We start from the raw sequence: 14,395 nt of genomic DNA, 5'->3' as shown, positions 1-14,395 counted from the left end.
TTTGATCCCGAGCGGTTTTGTCGGGTTACTTCTAACATTTGCGCGGATTCGTTTCGCAGGGCCGGTAACCAGCTTTGCGAATTTTAGCGCCAGATAGGTCATGATGTTCTCACACCGTCTTGCCGTTTCTCTCGCTATAGCCCTCATCTCGACGTTTGCTTTCTTCGCCGGCAGCGCACTCGCCCAGACCACGGTCACGTCGGAACGTCCAGCCAGCTTCACCCTCGACAACGGCCTGCAAGTCGTGGTGATCCCGGATCACCGCACGCCCGTCGTCACGCAGATGATCTGGTACAAGGTCGGCTCCGCCGACGAGACGCCAGGCAAATCCGGACTGGCGCACTTCCTCGAACATCTGATGTTCAAGGGGACCGCGAAACATCCCGCCGGCGAATTTTCGCAGACCGTGCTGCGGATCGGCGGCAACGAGAACGCCTTCACCTCGCTCGATTACACCGGCTATTTCCAGCGCGTGCCGCGCGAGCAGTTGGCGAAAATGATGGAATTCGAGGCCGACCGCATGACCGGCCTCATCCTCAAGGATGAGAACGTGCTTCCCGAGCGCGATGTCGTGCTCGAGGAATTCAACATGCGGGTCGCCAACAATCCGGACGCCCGGCTCACCGAGCAGATCATGGCGGCGCTGTATCTCAACCATCCCTATGGCCGCCCGGTGATCGGCTGGCGCCAGGAGATCGAGAAGCTCGACCGCGAGGATGTGCTGGCGTTCTACAAGCGCTTCTACGCACCGAACAACGCCATTCTGGTGATCGCGGGCGACGTCGATGCCAAGGAAGTCCGAGCGATGGTCGAGAAGGCGTATGGCGGCATCCCGGCGCAGCCGGCCATTGCCGCGCAACGAATCCGCCCGCAGGAGCCGGTGCCGGCGGCACCGCGCACGGTGACGCTGTCGGACCCGCGCGTCGAACAGACCAGCCTGCGGCGCTATTATCTCGTCCCCTCTTCCACGACCGCTGCGGCCGGCGAAAGCCCGGCGCTCGACGTGCTCGCGCAACTGATGGGCGGCGGCTCCAACTCATATCTTTATCGCGCACTGGTAATCGACCGCCAGCTCGCGATCAGCGCCGGTGCCGGTTACCAGGGCACCGCGCTGGATCCCTCGCAATTCTCGATCTCGGTTTCGCCGAAGCCCGGCGTGGAATTTTCGCAGATCGAGCAGGTGATCGACGGCGTGATCGCGGAGGTCATCCAGAACCCGGCCCGCGCCGAGGATCTCGAGCGGGTCAAGACCCAGTTGATTGCGGAAGCGATCTACGCCCAGGACAACCAGGCCACGCTGGCGCGCTGGTATGGCGGCGCACTGACCACGGGACTTTCTATCGATGATATCAGGAGCTGGCCGGACCGGATTCGCGCCGTCACCGCCGAGCAGGTCCGTGACGCCGCGCAGAAATGGCTCGACAAGAAACGCTCGGTGACTGGCTATCTGATCAAGGATACCGCGCAAAAACGCGAGGAGAAGCGCTCGTGATCCGTTTTTCGATTCCCGCGCAACGCCTCGCATCCGCCCTGATCGCTGGCGCCGTACTGCTGTCGCTGGCGGCGAGCCCGTCGCACGCCGCAGCCAAGATCCAGCGGCTGGTCTCGCCTGGCGGCATCGAGGCCTGGTTCGTGCAGGATGCCACCGTGCCTCTCATTGCGATGGAATATGCCTTCGCCGGCGGCGCCGCCCAGGATCCGGCCGGCAAGTCCGGCGTCGGCAACATGGTCGCCAGCCTGCTCGATGAAGGCTCCGGCGATCTCGATTCCAAAACCTTCCACGAGCGCCTCGAGCGCCGTGCCATCGAGCTGAGCTTTTCGTCGACCCGGGATTATTTCCGCGGCTCGCTTCGAATGCTCAAGGACAATAAGGACGAGGCTTTCGGCCTGCTCCATCTGGCGCTGACCTCGCCGCATTTCGACGCCGTCGACGTCGAGCGCATTCGCGCGCAGGTGCTCTCCGGGCTGCGCCGCGACACCACCAGCCCGACCTCGCTGGCGAGCCGTAAATTCCTGGAAGTCGCCTTTGGCGATCATCCCTACGGCCGACAGGCCAACGGCACGCTCGACAGCGTGCCGAAAATCGATGTCGTCGACATGAAGGACTACGTCCGCCGCGTGATTGCAAAGGATAACTTGCGGATCGCCGTGGTTGGCGACGTCGATGCCGACACGCTCGGCAAGCTCCTGGACAAGACGTTTGGCGGACTGCCGGCCAAGGCCAGCCTCACGCCGATCGCCGAGGTCGAGGCGACCAAGCCGCCGCAGCGCGCGTTCGTGCCGCTCGACGTGCCGCAGACCGTGGTGACGTTCGGCGGCCCCGGCATTCGCCGCCACGATCCGAATTTCATGGCCGCCTATGTGGTGAACCACATCCTCGGCGGAGGCGGGTTGTCATCGCGGCTCTACAGGGAGGTGCGCGAAAAGCGCGGTCTCGCCTATTCCGTTTATCAATCCCTGCTCTGGATGGATCGCTCCGCACTGTTCATCGGCAATACCGGCACCCGTGCCGACCGCGCAGGCGAGACGGTGGACGCGATCGAAAGGGAAATCCGCCGCATCGCTGAGGAGGGCCCGACCCAAAAGGAACTGGACGAGGCCAAGTCGTACCTCAAGGGCTCGCAGATGCTCGCGCTCGACACCTCTTCGAAGCTGGCGCAGGCACTGCTGCAATACCAACTCGACAAGCTGCCGATCGACTACATCGAGAAGCGCAATGCGCTCGTCGACGCCGTCACGCTGGACGACGCCAAAAAGGCGGCGCAGAAGCTGTGGGGCCAGGGCCTGCTCACCGTGATCGTCGGCCGCGCCCCGCAGGCCGCCGTGCAGCCCGCCGCGGCGCCGCCGAAGGCGAACTAGACTTCCCACTTGAGTCGAGGAAGTGGTGCCCCATGGCACCCTGTGCTCCCTCCCCCCTTGCGGGGGAGGGCTGGGGAGAGGGGTAAGCCACAAGCACTGCCGTTGCCGCTACCCCTCTCCCTAACCCTCTCCCGCAAGGGGAGAGGGAACGGAGAAAGCACGGCAGAGCAACCTCAACGCAAAGCCGCTATGGTGCTCGGCGATTCTTCCTACGCTCCGGTGAACGCCATGCTGCGGGTTTCCCGCGACCTCACGATTGACGAAAACGACATCGAGATCGGCTTCGTCCGCGCCTCCGGCCCGGGCGGCCAGAATGTCAACAAGCTCGCGACCGCAGCGCAGCTCCGTTTCGACACACGCAAGATCACGCTGCCGGAGGATGCGGCCGCACGGCTGGTGCGGCTCGCCGGCCAGCGCATGACCAAGGAGGGCGTCATCGTGATCCACGCCCAGCGCTTCCGTACCCAGGAGCGCAACCGGGCCGACGCCATCGATCGCCTGCTCGAATTGTTGCGCGAGGCCCTGATCCGCCCGACGCCGCGCCGGCCGACCAAGCCGACCTTCGGCTCGAAGCAGCGGCGGCTGGAAGGCAAGAAGCGGCGCAGCGACGTCAAGGCGAAGCGCACCGCGCGCTTTGACGATTGAACCGCCGATCACGACGTCTCAATCGCGGATCAGATATTCCCGGATCATCAATCGCGCGCGGTGGATGCGCGCTTTGACGCTTTCGCGTGTCAGCCCAAGAACACCAGCGATCTCGTCGATCGACAATTCCTCGATATCGCGCAGCAGGATCACCTCGCGATAGTGGTCGGGCAGCGACTGGATGGCGCGGGAAAGATCGATGCGAATGTCTTCCGTCGCAAGATGCGCCAGGCGCGCCTCCGCGTCGTCGGCCGGCGCCGCCGGTGTTCCCATCGCCCGGCGCAGCAAGCGAAGGCAGGCGCGGCGCGCCACCGCAAACAGCCACGCCGAAAGCGACGTCACCGCGCGCAACGTGCCGACCCGCCGGTACAACAGCAACAGCGTTTCCTGAACCGCATCGTCGATATCGGCCGCGCGGCAATTGCGTGCGGCATAGCGGCGGATATCCGGCTGAGCTAGCGCGATCAGCGACACCAGCGCCTCGGTGTCGCCGCCGCGGGCGGCCTCGATCAGCGAGGGGCTGCAGCGCCCCGCTCGGGCCAACGTGCTCATGATGAGGGAAGCCTGCGGCCGACCATGGCGCACATCGGACAAAAGCCGAAAAATCCGGTCACGATTGCGACCGCGCCGGTAGCCGCAATCAGGTAGCCGGCCGTGGTGCCGGGCATGCTGAGCAGCCCGGGCATGCCGAAAAGCCCATAGGCGATCATCACAACGCCCCCGATCGTCCGCATCGCCCGCTCCCCACCCGGCAAATTCTTGCGATAGAACATAACAGCTCCCTTCAATTGCGCGAAAGAACGTCAGCGCGTTCTCGTCAGATAGAGCCGCCGGGCCGAGCTTTCGGTTCGCGGATCGCCGGTCGAGGCACAAAAAAACTCCGGCCGCCGCACGGCCGGAGTTCTGTTGGAGAGCAACCCGTCGGAGGAGGCGGGTTTCCTCCAGGCACTTAGCGGCTACTTGCTGGAGGGGTCGCCGCTCCGCCCGTGGCCTTGGGCGGCGCTGCACTACCGCCCGCTCCGACGGTGCCCTTCGCACCCGGCTTGGTGCCTGCCCTCTGGCCCGCGGCGCCCGCCGGCGCGTCTTCGTCCATGCTGCCCGACGCGCCGCCCTGCATCTGGGTGCCCTTTGCTCCGCCGCGGATCTGGGTGTCGGATGAGGCGCCTTGCGCCAGTACCGGACCGGCAAGCAGAGCCGAGATTGCAACCGCGATCGCCGAGGTTTTCACTAGCTTCATCCATTTCTCCAAGGTTTTGTCGACGACAAACAGTTCGGCTTCTTCAGGCACCGTTCACAACCCGAACATGTTCATCGCCGGATCAGTCGTTATCCGCGAACGGTGCGCTCGCCATGCAAGCCGCGCGATGTGGTGATCGTGTAGGGATTTCGAGGTCATTTTGCGAATCCTTGGCCACGGACCAACCGCATATGCGGCGCTTCGGCAGCTCCAGAAAAGTTCCGTAAAAATATTTTGATCCACATGCTCCCGCCCACGCCAACCAACGTAGGCGGTCAGGCGGCCCGTCCCGCCTGAAGCGCGGCCGCTTTTGTTCTGTCCTGAAACAGCCCGCTACTACCACCGCCTATTTTCGGCGACCTACAGTCTGCGCACGCTAACGGTGATGCATATGAAAAGGCTGCGCACGACACGGGTAATCGGGGTGGGATTTTGCGCCACGCTCCTCGTCGTGACCATGGCCGGCGCGCAGATGCCATTACCCGAAGCAAAGCCGCCGGACGGCGCGACGCTGTTCAAGCAGCAATGTGCGACCTGCCACACCACGAACCTGTCCGACGCGGTCCGCCAGGGACCGTCGCTGTTTGGGATCGTCGGCAAGTCCGCGGGCAAGGCGGACGGCTTTCGCTATTCCACCGGCTTCGCCAAGGCCGACTTTGTCTGGGACGAAGCCAGCCTTGACGCCTATCTCGCCAACCCGCAGGCGACGATTCCAGGCTCCATCATGGCCTATCGCCAGCCCAAGGCGGAGACCCGCGCCGCCATCATCGCCTATCTGAAGGAGCTGAACTGAATGGCAAAGCCCGTTCACTCGATGATCCGCGTATTCGACGAGGCGAAATCGCTGGACTTCTATGCACGCGCTTTCGGACTCGAGGTTGCCGACCATCTCAAATTTCCGGAATTCGCGCTGATCTATCTGCGTCATCCCTCCTCGCCCTTCGAAGTCGAACTGACCGTCAACTTCGATCGCAAGGAGCCCTACTGGCTGGGCGACGGCTACGGGCATCTCGCTGTGGTGGTCGATGATGTCGACGCCGAGCACGCGAGATTCGCGCGCGAAAATCTCGCGCCCGGGCCGCTGCGCGACTTCAAGCACGACGGCAGGACGCTGGCGCGCTTCTTCTTCGTCACCGATCCCGACGGCTACAAGATCGAGGTGATCCAGCGCGGCGGCCGTTTCGGTTAATTGCAATCAACAAAACATTCCAGGAGGAAGCCCATGAGAGAAGTCGATCGTCGCAGCAAGTACGACCGCCGCGTCTTCCTGAAGGGCGCGGCCACCACGGTGCCGGCGGTTGCGATCGCAACCAGCACCGGGCTCAGTGTCAGCGACGCCTGGGCCGACGATGCGACCACCCTGACGCCGGCGACGCTGAAGACGCTGGTGAAGATGGCACGCGATATCTATCCGCACGATTTCCTCGGAGACAGCTACTACATCACTGCGGTCAGGCCGTGGGACGGCAAGGCGGCGAAGGATCCAGCCGTAAAGTCGCTTATCAATGACGGCGTGGCCGGGCTCGATCAGGCAGCGAAGGACCGTCACAAGCTTCCCTACGCCCAGGTGCAATGGGAGAGCGAACGCGTCGCGCTGCTGCAGATGATCGAGCAGACCCCGTTCTTCCAGAAGATCTGCGGTGACCTCGTTGTCTCGCTCTATAACCAGAAAGAGGTATGGCCAAAGTTCGGCTACGAGGGCTCCTCCGCCGAGCATGGCGGCTACATCAAGCGCGGCTTCGCCGACATCGACTGGCTCCCGAAGGCTTAATGCGCCTTTAGGTAGCGAACAGTCAGGGAGGAAATCAACATGGCAAAATTCGATCTGAATGACAGCGGCGTGGTCGTGATCGTTGGCTCCGGTGCGGGGGGCGGAACGCTCGGCAATGAGCTTGCGCAAAAAGGCGTCAAGGTCGTGATCCTCGAAGCCGGCTCGCGCATCGAGATGCAAGATTTCGTCAACGACGAATGGGAGAGCTTTACCCAGCTCGCATGGTCCGACATGCGCACCACGTCGGGAAGCTGGCGCGTCGCCAAGGATTTTCCGAACCTTCCGGCATGGATCGTGAAGGCGGTCGGCGGTTCGACAACGCATTGGGCCGGTGCCTCGCTGCGTTTTGCTGAGCATGAATTCAAGGTCAAGAGCACCTATGGCGACATAGCCGGCGCCAATCTGTTGGATTGGCCGATCGCGCTCGCCGAGATGGAGCCGTGGTACGCCAAGGCTGAGGACAAGATGGGCGTGACCCGCACCAACGGCATTGCCGGCCTGCCCGGCAACAATAATTTCAAGGTGATGGAAGCCGGCGCGAAGAAGCTCGGCTACAAGTCCGTGCACACCGGCAACATGGCGATCAACAGCGACCCGCGCGACGGGCGCGGCGCCTGCCAGCAGATCGGCTTCTGCTTCCAGGGCTGCAAGTCGGGTGCGAAATGGTCGACGCTCTATACCGAAATCCCCAAGGGCGAGGCCACCGGAAATCTCGAAGTGCGCCCCAACAGCATGGCGATCAAGATCGAGCACGACGCATCAGGCAAGGTCACGGGCGTAGTCTACGCCGACGAGAGCGGCGCGATGCAGCGCCAGAAGGCGCGGGTTGTGGCGGTCGCAGGCAATTCGATCGAGAGCCCGCGGCTACTGCTCAACAGCGCCTCGAACATGTTCCCGAACGGCCTCGCCAACTCGTCCGGTCAGGTCGGCCGCAACTATATGCGGCACATGACCGGCAGCGTGTACGCGACGTTCGAGAAATCGGTGCACATGTATCGCGGCACCACCATGGCCGGCATCATCCGCGACGAAGCGAAGAACGACCCTAAGCGCGGCTTCGTCGGCGGCTATGAGATGGAGACACTGTCGATCGGCGTGCCGTTCATGGCGGCGTTTCTGAATCCCGGCGCGTGGGGGCGCTCCTTCACGTCAGCGATGGAGTCCTATCCACGCATGGCCGGCATGTGGCTGGTCGGCGAGGACATGCCGCAGGAAACCAACCGCATCACGCTGGATCCGAAGGCCAAGGACAAGTTCGGCATGCCGGTGGCGAGCGTGCATTTCGACGACCATCCCAACGACGTCGCGATGCGCAATCACGCCTACAAGCAGGGCGCCGCCGTCTACGAGGCCGTCGGCGCCACCGTGACCTATCCGACGCCACCCTACCCGAGCACGCATAATCTCGGCACCAACAGGATGAGCGAGAAGCCGAGGGATGGCGTGGTGAACAAGTTTGGTCAGACCCACGACGTCAAGAACCTGTTCATCTCCGATGGCAGCCAGTTCACCAGCGGCGCCGCCTGCAATCCGACGCTGACGATCGTCTCGCTGGCAATCCGGCAGGCGGACCACATCGCCGGCGCGATGCAGCGCAAGGAGATCTAGTTCCGGCAAAACAAAGGCGTTTCGGTCCATCCCGGACCGAGCCGCTTTTCTTTTTCTGATTGGACGGAACCTATTCGGCGGCGTCGAGAATGGCCGCGGCGGCGCTGCCACGAAATTCCGGCACGACGACCGCACTCCTGGCGCGATAGATCAGGCAGGAGCAGCGCAACAGCGAGGCAAAATTCTTGACCTCGCCATGGTGGTCGAGAACTTCGTCGTGCAACGTGGTAAGAAACTTGGCGAGGCTCATTCCCTCTTTCGCCGCGATCTCCTCCAGCGTGTCCCAGAACGACATTTCCAGCCGGATCGAGGTGCTATGGCCGCCCATCCGCAGCGATCGGGTCTGCGATTCATAGTCGCGTTGGGGCTGGTGCGCGAATAGGTGGCACATGGGGTTCCTCCAAGTAGATTATAATTTTTCTAAACGATATACCTGACCACACGACCTCACAATCCCGGGCCCAATCTCAAGTCCAATCTCAGGCCATGTCGACCAGCCGAGAACGAACCTCAGCATCTTCAAGGCGATAGTCCACCTTCATCCCCAGCCGGGTATTGTTTCGGCCTCTTCCCATGCAATTGCCGCCACGGACGCCTAGAATGGCGGTTCAACCTCGAATCGACGTTTAAGCCCGACCTCATGCCCGTCCGCCAACTCCCCGAACAGGTCGTCAATCGCATCGCCGCCGGCGAAGTGGTCGAACGTCCCGCGAGCGTGGTGAAGGAACTCGTCGAAAACGCCATCGACGCCGGCGCCAGCCGCGTCGACATTTTCACCGATGGCGGCGGCAGACGACGGATCGGCATCACCGACGACGGCAGCGGAATGACCCATGGCGATCTCGCGCTCGCCGTCGACCGCCACGCCACCTCCAAGCTCGATGATGAGGATCTGTTACGCATTCGCACGCTGGGCTTTCGCGGCGAGGCCCTGCCCTCGATCGGCGCCGTGGCGAAGCTCGGTATCACCACGCGCCACGCCAGCGAACCTCACGCCTGGTCGCTGTCGGTCGAAGGCGGCCTGAAATCGCAGATCATGCCGGCCGCGCTGTCGCAAGGCACCCGCGTCGAGGTCAGCGATCTCTTTTATGCAACACCCGCCCGGCTGAAATTTCTCAAGACCGACCGCACCGAGGCCGAGGCGATCCGCGAAGTGGTGCGGCGCCTCGCAATGGCGCGGCCCGACATCGCTTTCACCTTGGCCGGCGAGGAACGCGCGCCGGTGACCTGGGCCGCGGCGCTGCCGGGTGCTGCGGGTCGGCTGACGCGGCTCGGCGACATCTTAGGTCACGATTTCCGCTCTTGCGCCATCGAAGTGCGCTCCGAGCGCGAAGGCGTAATCGTCGAGGGTTTTGCTGCCGCCCCCTCGCTGACCCGCGCCAATGCGCTCGGGCAATATCTGTTCGTCAACGGCCGCCCGGTCCGCGACAAGCTCATCCTCGGCGCGGTGCGCGCGGCCTATTCCGACTATCTGCCGCGTGATCGTCATCCGGTCGTCGCGCTGTTCGTGACGCTGGCGCCGCAGGAAGTCGACGCCAATGTGCACCCGGCCAAGACCGAGGTGCGGTTTCGCAACGCCGGGCTTGTTCGTGCGCTGATCGTGCATGCGCTCAAGGACGGCCTCGCCCGCGAGGGCCGGCGCACCGCTGCCAATACCGACGGTGCGGCGCTGTCGGCGTTTCGTCCGTCCTTTGCGCCGCGCCCGACCAACTGGGACTGGCGGAGTTCGCCGGCCTATCCGGTCAGGCCCTCGTTCGAAGGCGCGGCGGCAACGGCGCTCGCCGAAGCCGGACAAGCCGCGTTCGATGTCGGCGCGCCAACCGCCGACGTACGCTTCGAGGCGCAGCCCTCTGCCGACCTGCTCGACCGGCCACTCGGCGCGGCGCGCACCCAAATCCACGAGACCTATATCGTCTCGCAAACCCGCGACGGCCTGATCGTCGTGGATCAGCACGCCGCCCATGAGCGCATTGTCTACGAGAAGCTGAAGGCGTCGCTGGCGAAGAACGGCGTGCAGCGGCAGATTCTTCTGATCCCCGAAATCGTCGAACTCGATGAGGCTACCGTCGAGAAGCTGCTGGCGCGCGCCGAGGAACTCGCCTCCTTCGGACTTGCGATCGAATCCTTTGGCCCCGGCGCGGTGGCGGTGCGCGAGACGCCGTCGCTGCTCGGCAAGGCGAATGCAGTAGGGTTGCTGCGCGATCTCGCCGAGCACATGGCCGAATGGGACGAGGCGCTGCCGCTGGAGCGCCGCCTGATGCATGTCGCGGCCACCATGGCCTGCCACGGTTCTGTCCGTGCCGGGAGACGCCTCAAGCCGGAAGAGATGAACGCGCTTCTGCGCGAGATGGAAGACACGCCGAATTCCGGCCAGTGCAACCATGGCCGTCCGACCTATGTGGAATTGAAGCTCGCCGATATCGAGAAGCTGTTCGGGCGGAGGTAGTCGACTCCCACACACTCACTTGTCGTCACCCGCGAAGGCGGGTGATCCAGTATTCCAGAGACATTAGCGGTTGAACCGATAGGCCGCGGCGTACTGGATCGCCCGGTCCTAGTGCGCAATTGCGCACAAGGCCGGGCGACGACAGTAGTGGTTGCGGAAGCAGCGCGTCATCTGCTCCGCAAAAACACAAACTCCGTATCGTCATACGCGCGCCGCTCCAGCTCCTCGAATCCCCTGGGCACCGCAAACCCCGCCGCCTTCGCTTCCTCCACCACCACGAGCGCCCCCGCCGTCAGCCAGCCGCCATCGCGCAGCGAGACCAGCGCCTTCTCCGCGAGGCCTTTGCCGTAAGGCGGATCGAGGAACACCAGCGAGAACGGCTCGACCGGATGCGCCGGGCCGAGATTGGTGGCGTCGCGGCGATAGACTTTTGTCACGCCGCCGAGGCCCAGCGCCTCGACATTGTTGCGCAACAACGCGCGCGCTTCGGCGCCGTTGTCGACGAACAGCGTGAAGCTGGCGCCGCGCGACACCGCTTCGATGCCGAGCGCACCGGTACCGGCGAACAGGTCGAGCACGCGCGCGCCTTCGATCGGGTTGTCGTAAGCGTGGATCAGGATGTTGAACACGGACTCGCGCAAGCGATCCGCCGTCGGGCGAATGTCCCGCGACGAAGGCGATGCCAGGTTACGGCCCTTCAATCGTCCGCCGACGACACGCATCAACGTGCGGCCCGGCTGTGCTCCCTTCCCCCTTGCGGGGAAGGGTTGGGGAAGGGGGTGCCACACGGGCAGACTTCTCGTGGGATACCCCTCTCCCTAGCCCTCCCCCGCAAGGGGGGAGGGAACGCAGTATGCGCCGGGGCAGAGACCACAGAAGGAAGCGCGACACTCATCTGGCGTCCCTACTCGTCCCGCGGCTTCAGATCGCGCTTGCCGTGATAGCCGCGTCGCGGGCGGCGCGGCGGGCCGTAGCCACTGGCCTCGTCCTCGTTGCGCGCGCGGGCTTCCTCGCTGCCGGTGCGCTGCACCAGCACGCGGCGGCCCTTGCGGTCGGCGATCAGCGCGCTCTTGCCCGCCGGCTTGAACGGCTTCTTGCCGCGCGCTGCGTCGTCCTCACTATCGGATTTCTCGCCCGGCATCGGCCGGTTGAAATCCGCGCCCGCGAGTGCGGCGATCTTCTCGCCGAGCTGCTCGCGCAGCACACGGGTCTTGACCTCCTCGACCTGGCCCTCGGCCAGCTCGCCGAGCTGGAACGGTCCGTAGGAGACGCGGATCAGGCGGTTCACCTCGAGGCCGAGATGCGCCATGACGTTGCGGACCTCGCGGTTCTTGCCTTCGCGGATCGCGAACACCAGCCAGACGTTGGCGCCCTGGTCGCGCTCCAGCGTTGCATCGATCGAACCATATTTGATGCCGTCGACCTCGACGCCCTTTTTCAGTTCATCGAGCTGCGCCTGCGTGACCTCGCCGTGGGCGCGCACGCGATAACGCCTGAGCCAGCCGGTGTCGGGCAGTTCGAGCGCACGCGCGAGCCCGCCGTCGTTGGTCAGCAGCAATAACCCCTCGGTGTTGAAATCGAGCCGGCCGACCGAGATCAGCCGCGGGAGGCCTTCCGGCAGATTGTCGAATACGGTCGGCCGTCCCTCGGGATCGGCATGCGTGGTCATCAGCCCGCGCGGCTTGTGATACATGAACAGTCGCGTGCGCTCGCGCGGCGGCAACACCTTGCCGTCGACGGCGATCACGTCATTAGCGGTGACGTCGAGCGCCGGCGAATTGATGACGCGGCCGTTGACGGTGACGCGGCCCTGCGTGATCCATTCCTCGGCATCGCGGCGCGAGGCCAGGCCTGCGCGGGCCACCACCTTGGCGATGCGCTCGCCGGCCTTCTTAGGCTTCGGCTCCGCGCGCGGCGCGCGCTTGTCGAAATCGGTCGGGCGCTCGCGATACGCGCCACGGCCGCCGAAGGCCGGGCGCTTTGCGAAGATCTTGGCGTCGTCCTCGTTGTCGCGGCGCGGCCGGTCGCGAAAACGTCCCTCGCTGCGCGGATGCTCCTGCCACTCGGTGCGGCCTGCCGGCCGCCCCCTGTCATAGTCTCGATCTCCGCGCTCGCGCGGACGATCGAACTTCGGCCGGTCCTCGCGCGAGCGCGAAAACCGTGGACGTTCGCCGCCACCACGATCATCACGCCTTTGCCACGGCTTGTCCTCACCCCGCTCGGGACGATCGCCAAAATCTCGGCGCGGCCCGCGCGAAAATCGCTTCTCGCCGTCGCGCGGCGGACGATCACCATAGGGCCGATCGCCACGCGGACGGTCGCCGTCTTTGCGGAAACCCTCTCCGCGTGGCGTGTAAGGCCGCTTGTCGCCGAATTTCCTGTCCTGAAAACGCCCGGCCGGACGGCCCTCTTCGCGCTCACGACGCGCGGGACGCTCGTCGCGATCATAACTCGGCCGGTCGCCACGCGGCTTGAACGAACGCTTGTCGCCATCGCGATCGTCCCGCGCGCGAAAATCCTTGCGCGGACCCCGCTCGGGACGACCTCCGCCGGAACGATCCTCCCGGTCAAATCTTGCCCGAGGCCGATCGCCAAAATCCCGGCGCGGCGGCCGATCATCGTCGCGGCGGAACGAAGCACCTTCCCGCTTGCCGGCGTAAGGCTTCTTGCCGAACGATTTTGCTCCCTCGGACTTCCCGGCATAGGGACGCCGCTCACCGCCGCGCTCGTCGCCATCCCTGGCGCCAAAGCCGCGCTTGGCAAACTTCTTCTCAGGCCCCCTCGCCGCTCCCGAGCGGCCCTTGCCACCGCCGGCGCGGCCCTTGACTCCGCTGGCGCGGCCCTGGCCGCCCCCGGGACGGTCCCGCCGGCCGCGGGAATCGTTGTTTTTGTCATTGTCGCGGGGCATGAATGTTCTCTTGGGTCCGAATAAAATGGCCATCAGGCGGATCAGGATGGGCTGTCATAGCGATAACGCGCGCGCACTTCGCTCAGGGCGCATTCTCACGCAAAACCGGCATCCACGTTTGCTGAGGGCGGCCCTCATAGCAGGTTTATTCCAATGATACGAGGCATGACTGCCCCTTCTTTCATGGATTTGGCGCTGAAAACGGCCGAAAACGCCGGAAAGGCCGGCGAAGTTCCGATCGGCTGCGTAATCGTGCGGGATTACGAGGTGATCGCCACCGCCGGCAACCGGACGCTGACCGACCGCGATCCGACCGCGCACGCTGAAATATTGGCGATCCGGCAGGCGGCCGAGGCCATCGGCACCGAGCGGCTGGTCGATTGCGACCTCTACGTCACGCTGGAGCCCTGCACGATGTGCGCCGGCGCGATCTCGTTTGCGCGGATCCGGCGGCTCTATTACGGCGCCGCCGATCCCAAGGGCGGCGCAGTGGATTCCGGCGTGCGATTCTTCGCCCAGCCGACCTGCCACCACGTGCCGGAGGTTTATTCGGCGGTCGGCGAGAGCCAGGCCGCGGCACTGCTGCGGGACTTTTTCAGGGAACGGCGGTAGGCGGTGCAGCCACACACACCGCCGTCATTGCTGTCGATGTTCACTAATTCGCTGATTGGATCGCGGTGGTCTTGGTGGCTGCAAAGGCCTTCGGGGTGAGCCCTGCAAGGGCCTGATGAGGCCTGTGGTTATTGTAGTAGATCAGGTACTCGAACAGCTCTTTGGTGAAATGGTCGAGATTGTCGAAGGTTGCGCCCTCGATGACGTCCTCTTCGAGGGTTCGCCAGAAGCGCTCGACCTTGCCATTGGTTTGCGGCCGGTAGGGTCTGGTGTAGCGATGCTTGATGCCGAGTTCGAGCAGCATGGCCT

The 14,395-nt window shown here is 64.4% G+C and carries 15 protein-coding genes and 2 pseudogenes; 9 read left to right on the top strand and 8 right to left on the bottom strand.

Annotation, left to right across the window (positions count from 1 at the left end):
• Positions 1 to 103 precede the first annotated feature (103 nt).
• From YUO_RS0130995 to arfB, 3 genes are all read left to right on the top strand, one after another.
• Entirely contained in the window at positions 104 to 1,492 is a 1,389-nt protein-coding gene (locus YUO_RS0130995) for a M16 family metallopeptidase (protein ID WP_035728057.1), read from the top strand.
• Positions 1,414 to 2,859: a M16 family metallopeptidase gene (locus YUO_RS0130990; RefSeq protein WP_083754791.1), complete on the top strand. Its 1,446-nt coding sequence runs from the start codon at positions 1,414 to 1,416 to the stop codon at positions 2,857 to 2,859. The genes YUO_RS0130995 and YUO_RS0130990 overlap by 79 nt, the downstream gene beginning before the upstream one ends.
• A 228-nt stretch (positions 2,860 to 3,087) precedes the next feature.
• Positions 3,088 to 3,504, top strand: a complete 417-nt coding sequence (gene arfB, locus YUO_RS0130985) for an alternative ribosome rescue aminoacyl-tRNA hydrolase ArfB (RefSeq protein WP_028350711.1) — start codon at positions 3,088 to 3,090, stop codon at positions 3,502 to 3,504.
• A gap of 18 nt (positions 3,505 to 3,522) precedes the next feature.
• On the opposite strand, the gene YUO_RS0130980 is transcribed toward arfB, so the two are convergent.
• From YUO_RS0130980 to YUO_RS0130970, 3 genes are all read right to left on the bottom strand, one after another.
• On the bottom strand, positions 3,523 to 4,056 hold the full coding sequence (locus YUO_RS0130980; protein WP_035728046.1) for an RNA polymerase sigma factor: 534 nt from the start codon (positions 4,054 to 4,056) through the stop codon (positions 3,523 to 3,525).
• Entirely contained in the window at positions 4,053 to 4,277 is a 225-nt protein-coding gene (locus YUO_RS0130975; RefSeq protein ID WP_028350709.1) for a YgaP family membrane protein, read from the bottom strand. Before YUO_RS0130975 ends, YUO_RS0130980 begins: the two co-directional genes overlap by 4 nt.
• Before the next feature lie 176 nt (positions 4,278 to 4,453).
• The gene (locus tag YUO_RS0130970; RefSeq protein ID WP_028350708.1) at positions 4,454 to 4,741 is read right to left on the bottom strand and encodes a hypothetical protein; all 288 of its coding nucleotides are present in this window, start codon (positions 4,739 to 4,741) and stop codon (positions 4,454 to 4,456) included.
• A gap of 472 nt (positions 4,742 to 5,213) precedes the next feature.
• Between YUO_RS0130970 and YUO_RS0130965 the strand changes: the two genes are divergently transcribed.
• Genes YUO_RS0130965 through YUO_RS0130950 form a run of 4 tightly spaced genes read left to right on the top strand, consistent with a single transcriptional unit; the run spans position 5,214 to position 8,120 of the window.
• The gene (locus tag YUO_RS0130965; RefSeq protein ID WP_028350707.1) at positions 5,214 to 5,534 is read left to right on the top strand and encodes a c-type cytochrome; all 321 of its coding nucleotides are present in this window, start codon (positions 5,214 to 5,216) and stop codon (positions 5,532 to 5,534) included.
• Complete coding sequence (locus YUO_RS0130960) at positions 5,535 to 5,930, top strand: VOC family protein (RefSeq protein WP_028350706.1); 396 nt, start codon at positions 5,535 to 5,537, stop codon at positions 5,928 to 5,930.
• Between the two features lie 33 nt (positions 5,931 to 5,963).
• Entirely contained in the window at positions 5,964 to 6,512 is a 549-nt protein-coding gene (locus YUO_RS0130955) for a hypothetical protein (protein ID WP_028350705.1), read from the top strand.
• Positions 6,513 to 6,551: 39 nt separating this feature from the next.
• Positions 6,552 to 8,120 carry a GMC family oxidoreductase gene (locus YUO_RS0130950; RefSeq protein WP_028350704.1) on the top strand — a complete coding sequence of 523 codons (1,569 nt, stop codon included), beginning with the start codon at positions 6,552 to 6,554 and terminating at the stop codon, positions 8,118 to 8,120.
• 70 nt (positions 8,121 to 8,190) lie between these two features.
• Here YUO_RS0130950 and YUO_RS0130945 read toward each other — a convergent pair whose 3' ends face one another.
• The gene (locus YUO_RS0130945; protein WP_028350703.1) at positions 8,191 to 8,511 is read right to left on the bottom strand and encodes a ribbon-helix-helix domain-containing protein; all 321 of its coding nucleotides are present in this window, start codon (positions 8,509 to 8,511) and stop codon (positions 8,191 to 8,193) included.
• A 249-nt stretch (positions 8,512 to 8,760) separates the two neighbouring features.
• Here YUO_RS0130945 and mutL point away from each other — a divergent pair, with 249 nt between their 5' ends.
• Positions 8,761 to 10,566 (top strand): DNA mismatch repair endonuclease MutL, encoded by a 1,806-nt coding sequence (mutL, locus tag YUO_RS0130940; protein WP_028350702.1) that lies wholly within the window; start codon positions 8,761 to 8,763, stop codon positions 10,564 to 10,566.
• Between the two features lie 167 nt (positions 10,567 to 10,733).
• Here mutL and rsmD read toward each other — a convergent pair whose 3' ends face one another.
• Both rsmD and YUO_RS0130930 read right to left on the bottom strand, forming a co-directional pair.
• Entirely contained in the window at positions 10,734 to 11,288 is a 555-nt protein-coding gene (gene rsmD, locus YUO_RS0130935) for a 16S rRNA (guanine(966)-N(2))-methyltransferase RsmD (protein ID WP_028350701.1), read from the bottom strand.
• 182 nt (positions 11,289 to 11,470) lie between these two features.
• The gene (locus tag YUO_RS0130930) at positions 11,471 to 13,474 is read right to left on the bottom strand and encodes a pseudouridine synthase (RefSeq protein WP_028350700.1); all 2,004 of its coding nucleotides are present in this window, start codon (positions 13,472 to 13,474) and stop codon (positions 11,471 to 11,473) included.
• A 153-nt stretch (positions 13,475 to 13,627) separates the two neighbouring features.
• Here YUO_RS0130930 and YUO_RS0130925 point away from each other — a divergent pair, with 153 nt between their 5' ends.
• Positions 13,628 to 14,086, top strand: coding sequence for a nucleoside deaminase (locus YUO_RS0130925; RefSeq protein ID WP_035728043.1), 459 nt, complete (start codon positions 13,628 to 13,630; stop codon positions 14,084 to 14,086).
• A gap of 43 nt (positions 14,087 to 14,129) precedes the next feature.
• Here YUO_RS0130925 and YUO_RS42340 read toward each other — a convergent pair.
• Positions 14,130 to 14,315, bottom strand: a pseudogene (locus YUO_RS42340) (IS3 family transposase); the annotation flags it as partial.
• A pseudogene (locus YUO_RS49080) lies at positions 14,297 to 14,395 on the bottom strand (integrase core domain-containing protein); the annotation flags it as partial. The pseudogenes YUO_RS49080 and YUO_RS42340, both read right to left, overlap by 19 nt.

This window comes from Bradyrhizobium murdochi (assembly GCF_000472965.1).
In the GTDB taxonomy this organism is placed as follows: domain Bacteria; phylum Pseudomonadota; class Alphaproteobacteria; order Rhizobiales; family Xanthobacteraceae; genus Bradyrhizobium; species Bradyrhizobium murdochi.
Note: the sequence above shows the minus strand (reverse complement) of the source record. Positions and strands in the feature narration are given on the sequence as shown.

What these genes read in the sequence shown, in the direction of transcription:
- YUO_RS0130995 (WP_035728057.1), top strand. Translation starts at nt 104, where the DNA reads ATGTTCTCACACCGTCTTGCCGTTTCTCTCGCTATAGCCCTCATCTCG.
- YUO_RS0130990 (WP_083754791.1), top strand. Translation starts at nt 1,414, where the DNA reads ATGGCTCGACAAGAAACGCTCGGTGACTGGCTATCTGATCAAGGATAC.
- arfB (WP_028350711.1), top strand. Translation starts at nt 3,088, where the DNA reads ATGCTGCGGGTTTCCCGCGACCTCACGATTGACGAAAACGACATCGAG.
- YUO_RS0130980 (WP_035728046.1), bottom strand. Translation starts at nt 4,056, where the DNA reads ATGAGCACGTTGGCCCGAGCGGGGCGCTGCAGCCCCTCGCTGATCGAG.
- YUO_RS0130975 (WP_028350709.1), bottom strand. Translation starts at nt 4,277, where the DNA reads ATGTTCTATCGCAAGAATTTGCCGGGTGGGGAGCGGGCGATGCGGACG.
- YUO_RS0130970 (WP_028350708.1), bottom strand. Translation starts at nt 4,741, where the DNA reads ATGAAGCTAGTGAAAACCTCGGCGATCGCGGTTGCAATCTCGGCTCTG.
- YUO_RS0130965 (WP_028350707.1), top strand. Translation starts at nt 5,214, where the DNA reads ATGCCATTACCCGAAGCAAAGCCGCCGGACGGCGCGACGCTGTTCAAG.
- YUO_RS0130960 (WP_028350706.1), top strand. Translation starts at nt 5,535, where the DNA reads ATGGCAAAGCCCGTTCACTCGATGATCCGCGTATTCGACGAGGCGAAA.
- YUO_RS0130955 (WP_028350705.1), top strand. Translation starts at nt 5,964, where the DNA reads ATGAGAGAAGTCGATCGTCGCAGCAAGTACGACCGCCGCGTCTTCCTG.
- YUO_RS0130950 (WP_028350704.1), top strand. Translation starts at nt 6,552, where the DNA reads ATGGCAAAATTCGATCTGAATGACAGCGGCGTGGTCGTGATCGTTGGC.
- YUO_RS0130945 (WP_028350703.1), bottom strand. Translation starts at nt 8,511, where the DNA reads ATGTGCCACCTATTCGCGCACCAGCCCCAACGCGACTATGAATCGCAG.
- mutL (WP_028350702.1), top strand. Translation starts at nt 8,761, where the DNA reads ATGCCCGTCCGCCAACTCCCCGAACAGGTCGTCAATCGCATCGCCGCC.
- rsmD (WP_028350701.1), bottom strand. Translation starts at nt 11,288, where the DNA reads ATGCGTGTCGTCGGCGGACGATTGAAGGGCCGTAACCTGGCATCGCCT.
- YUO_RS0130930 (WP_028350700.1), bottom strand. Translation starts at nt 13,474, where the DNA reads ATGCCCCGCGACAATGACAAAAACAACGATTCCCGCGGCCGGCGGGAC.
- YUO_RS0130925 (WP_035728043.1), top strand. Translation starts at nt 13,628, where the DNA reads ATGATACGAGGCATGACTGCCCCTTCTTTCATGGATTTGGCGCTGAAA.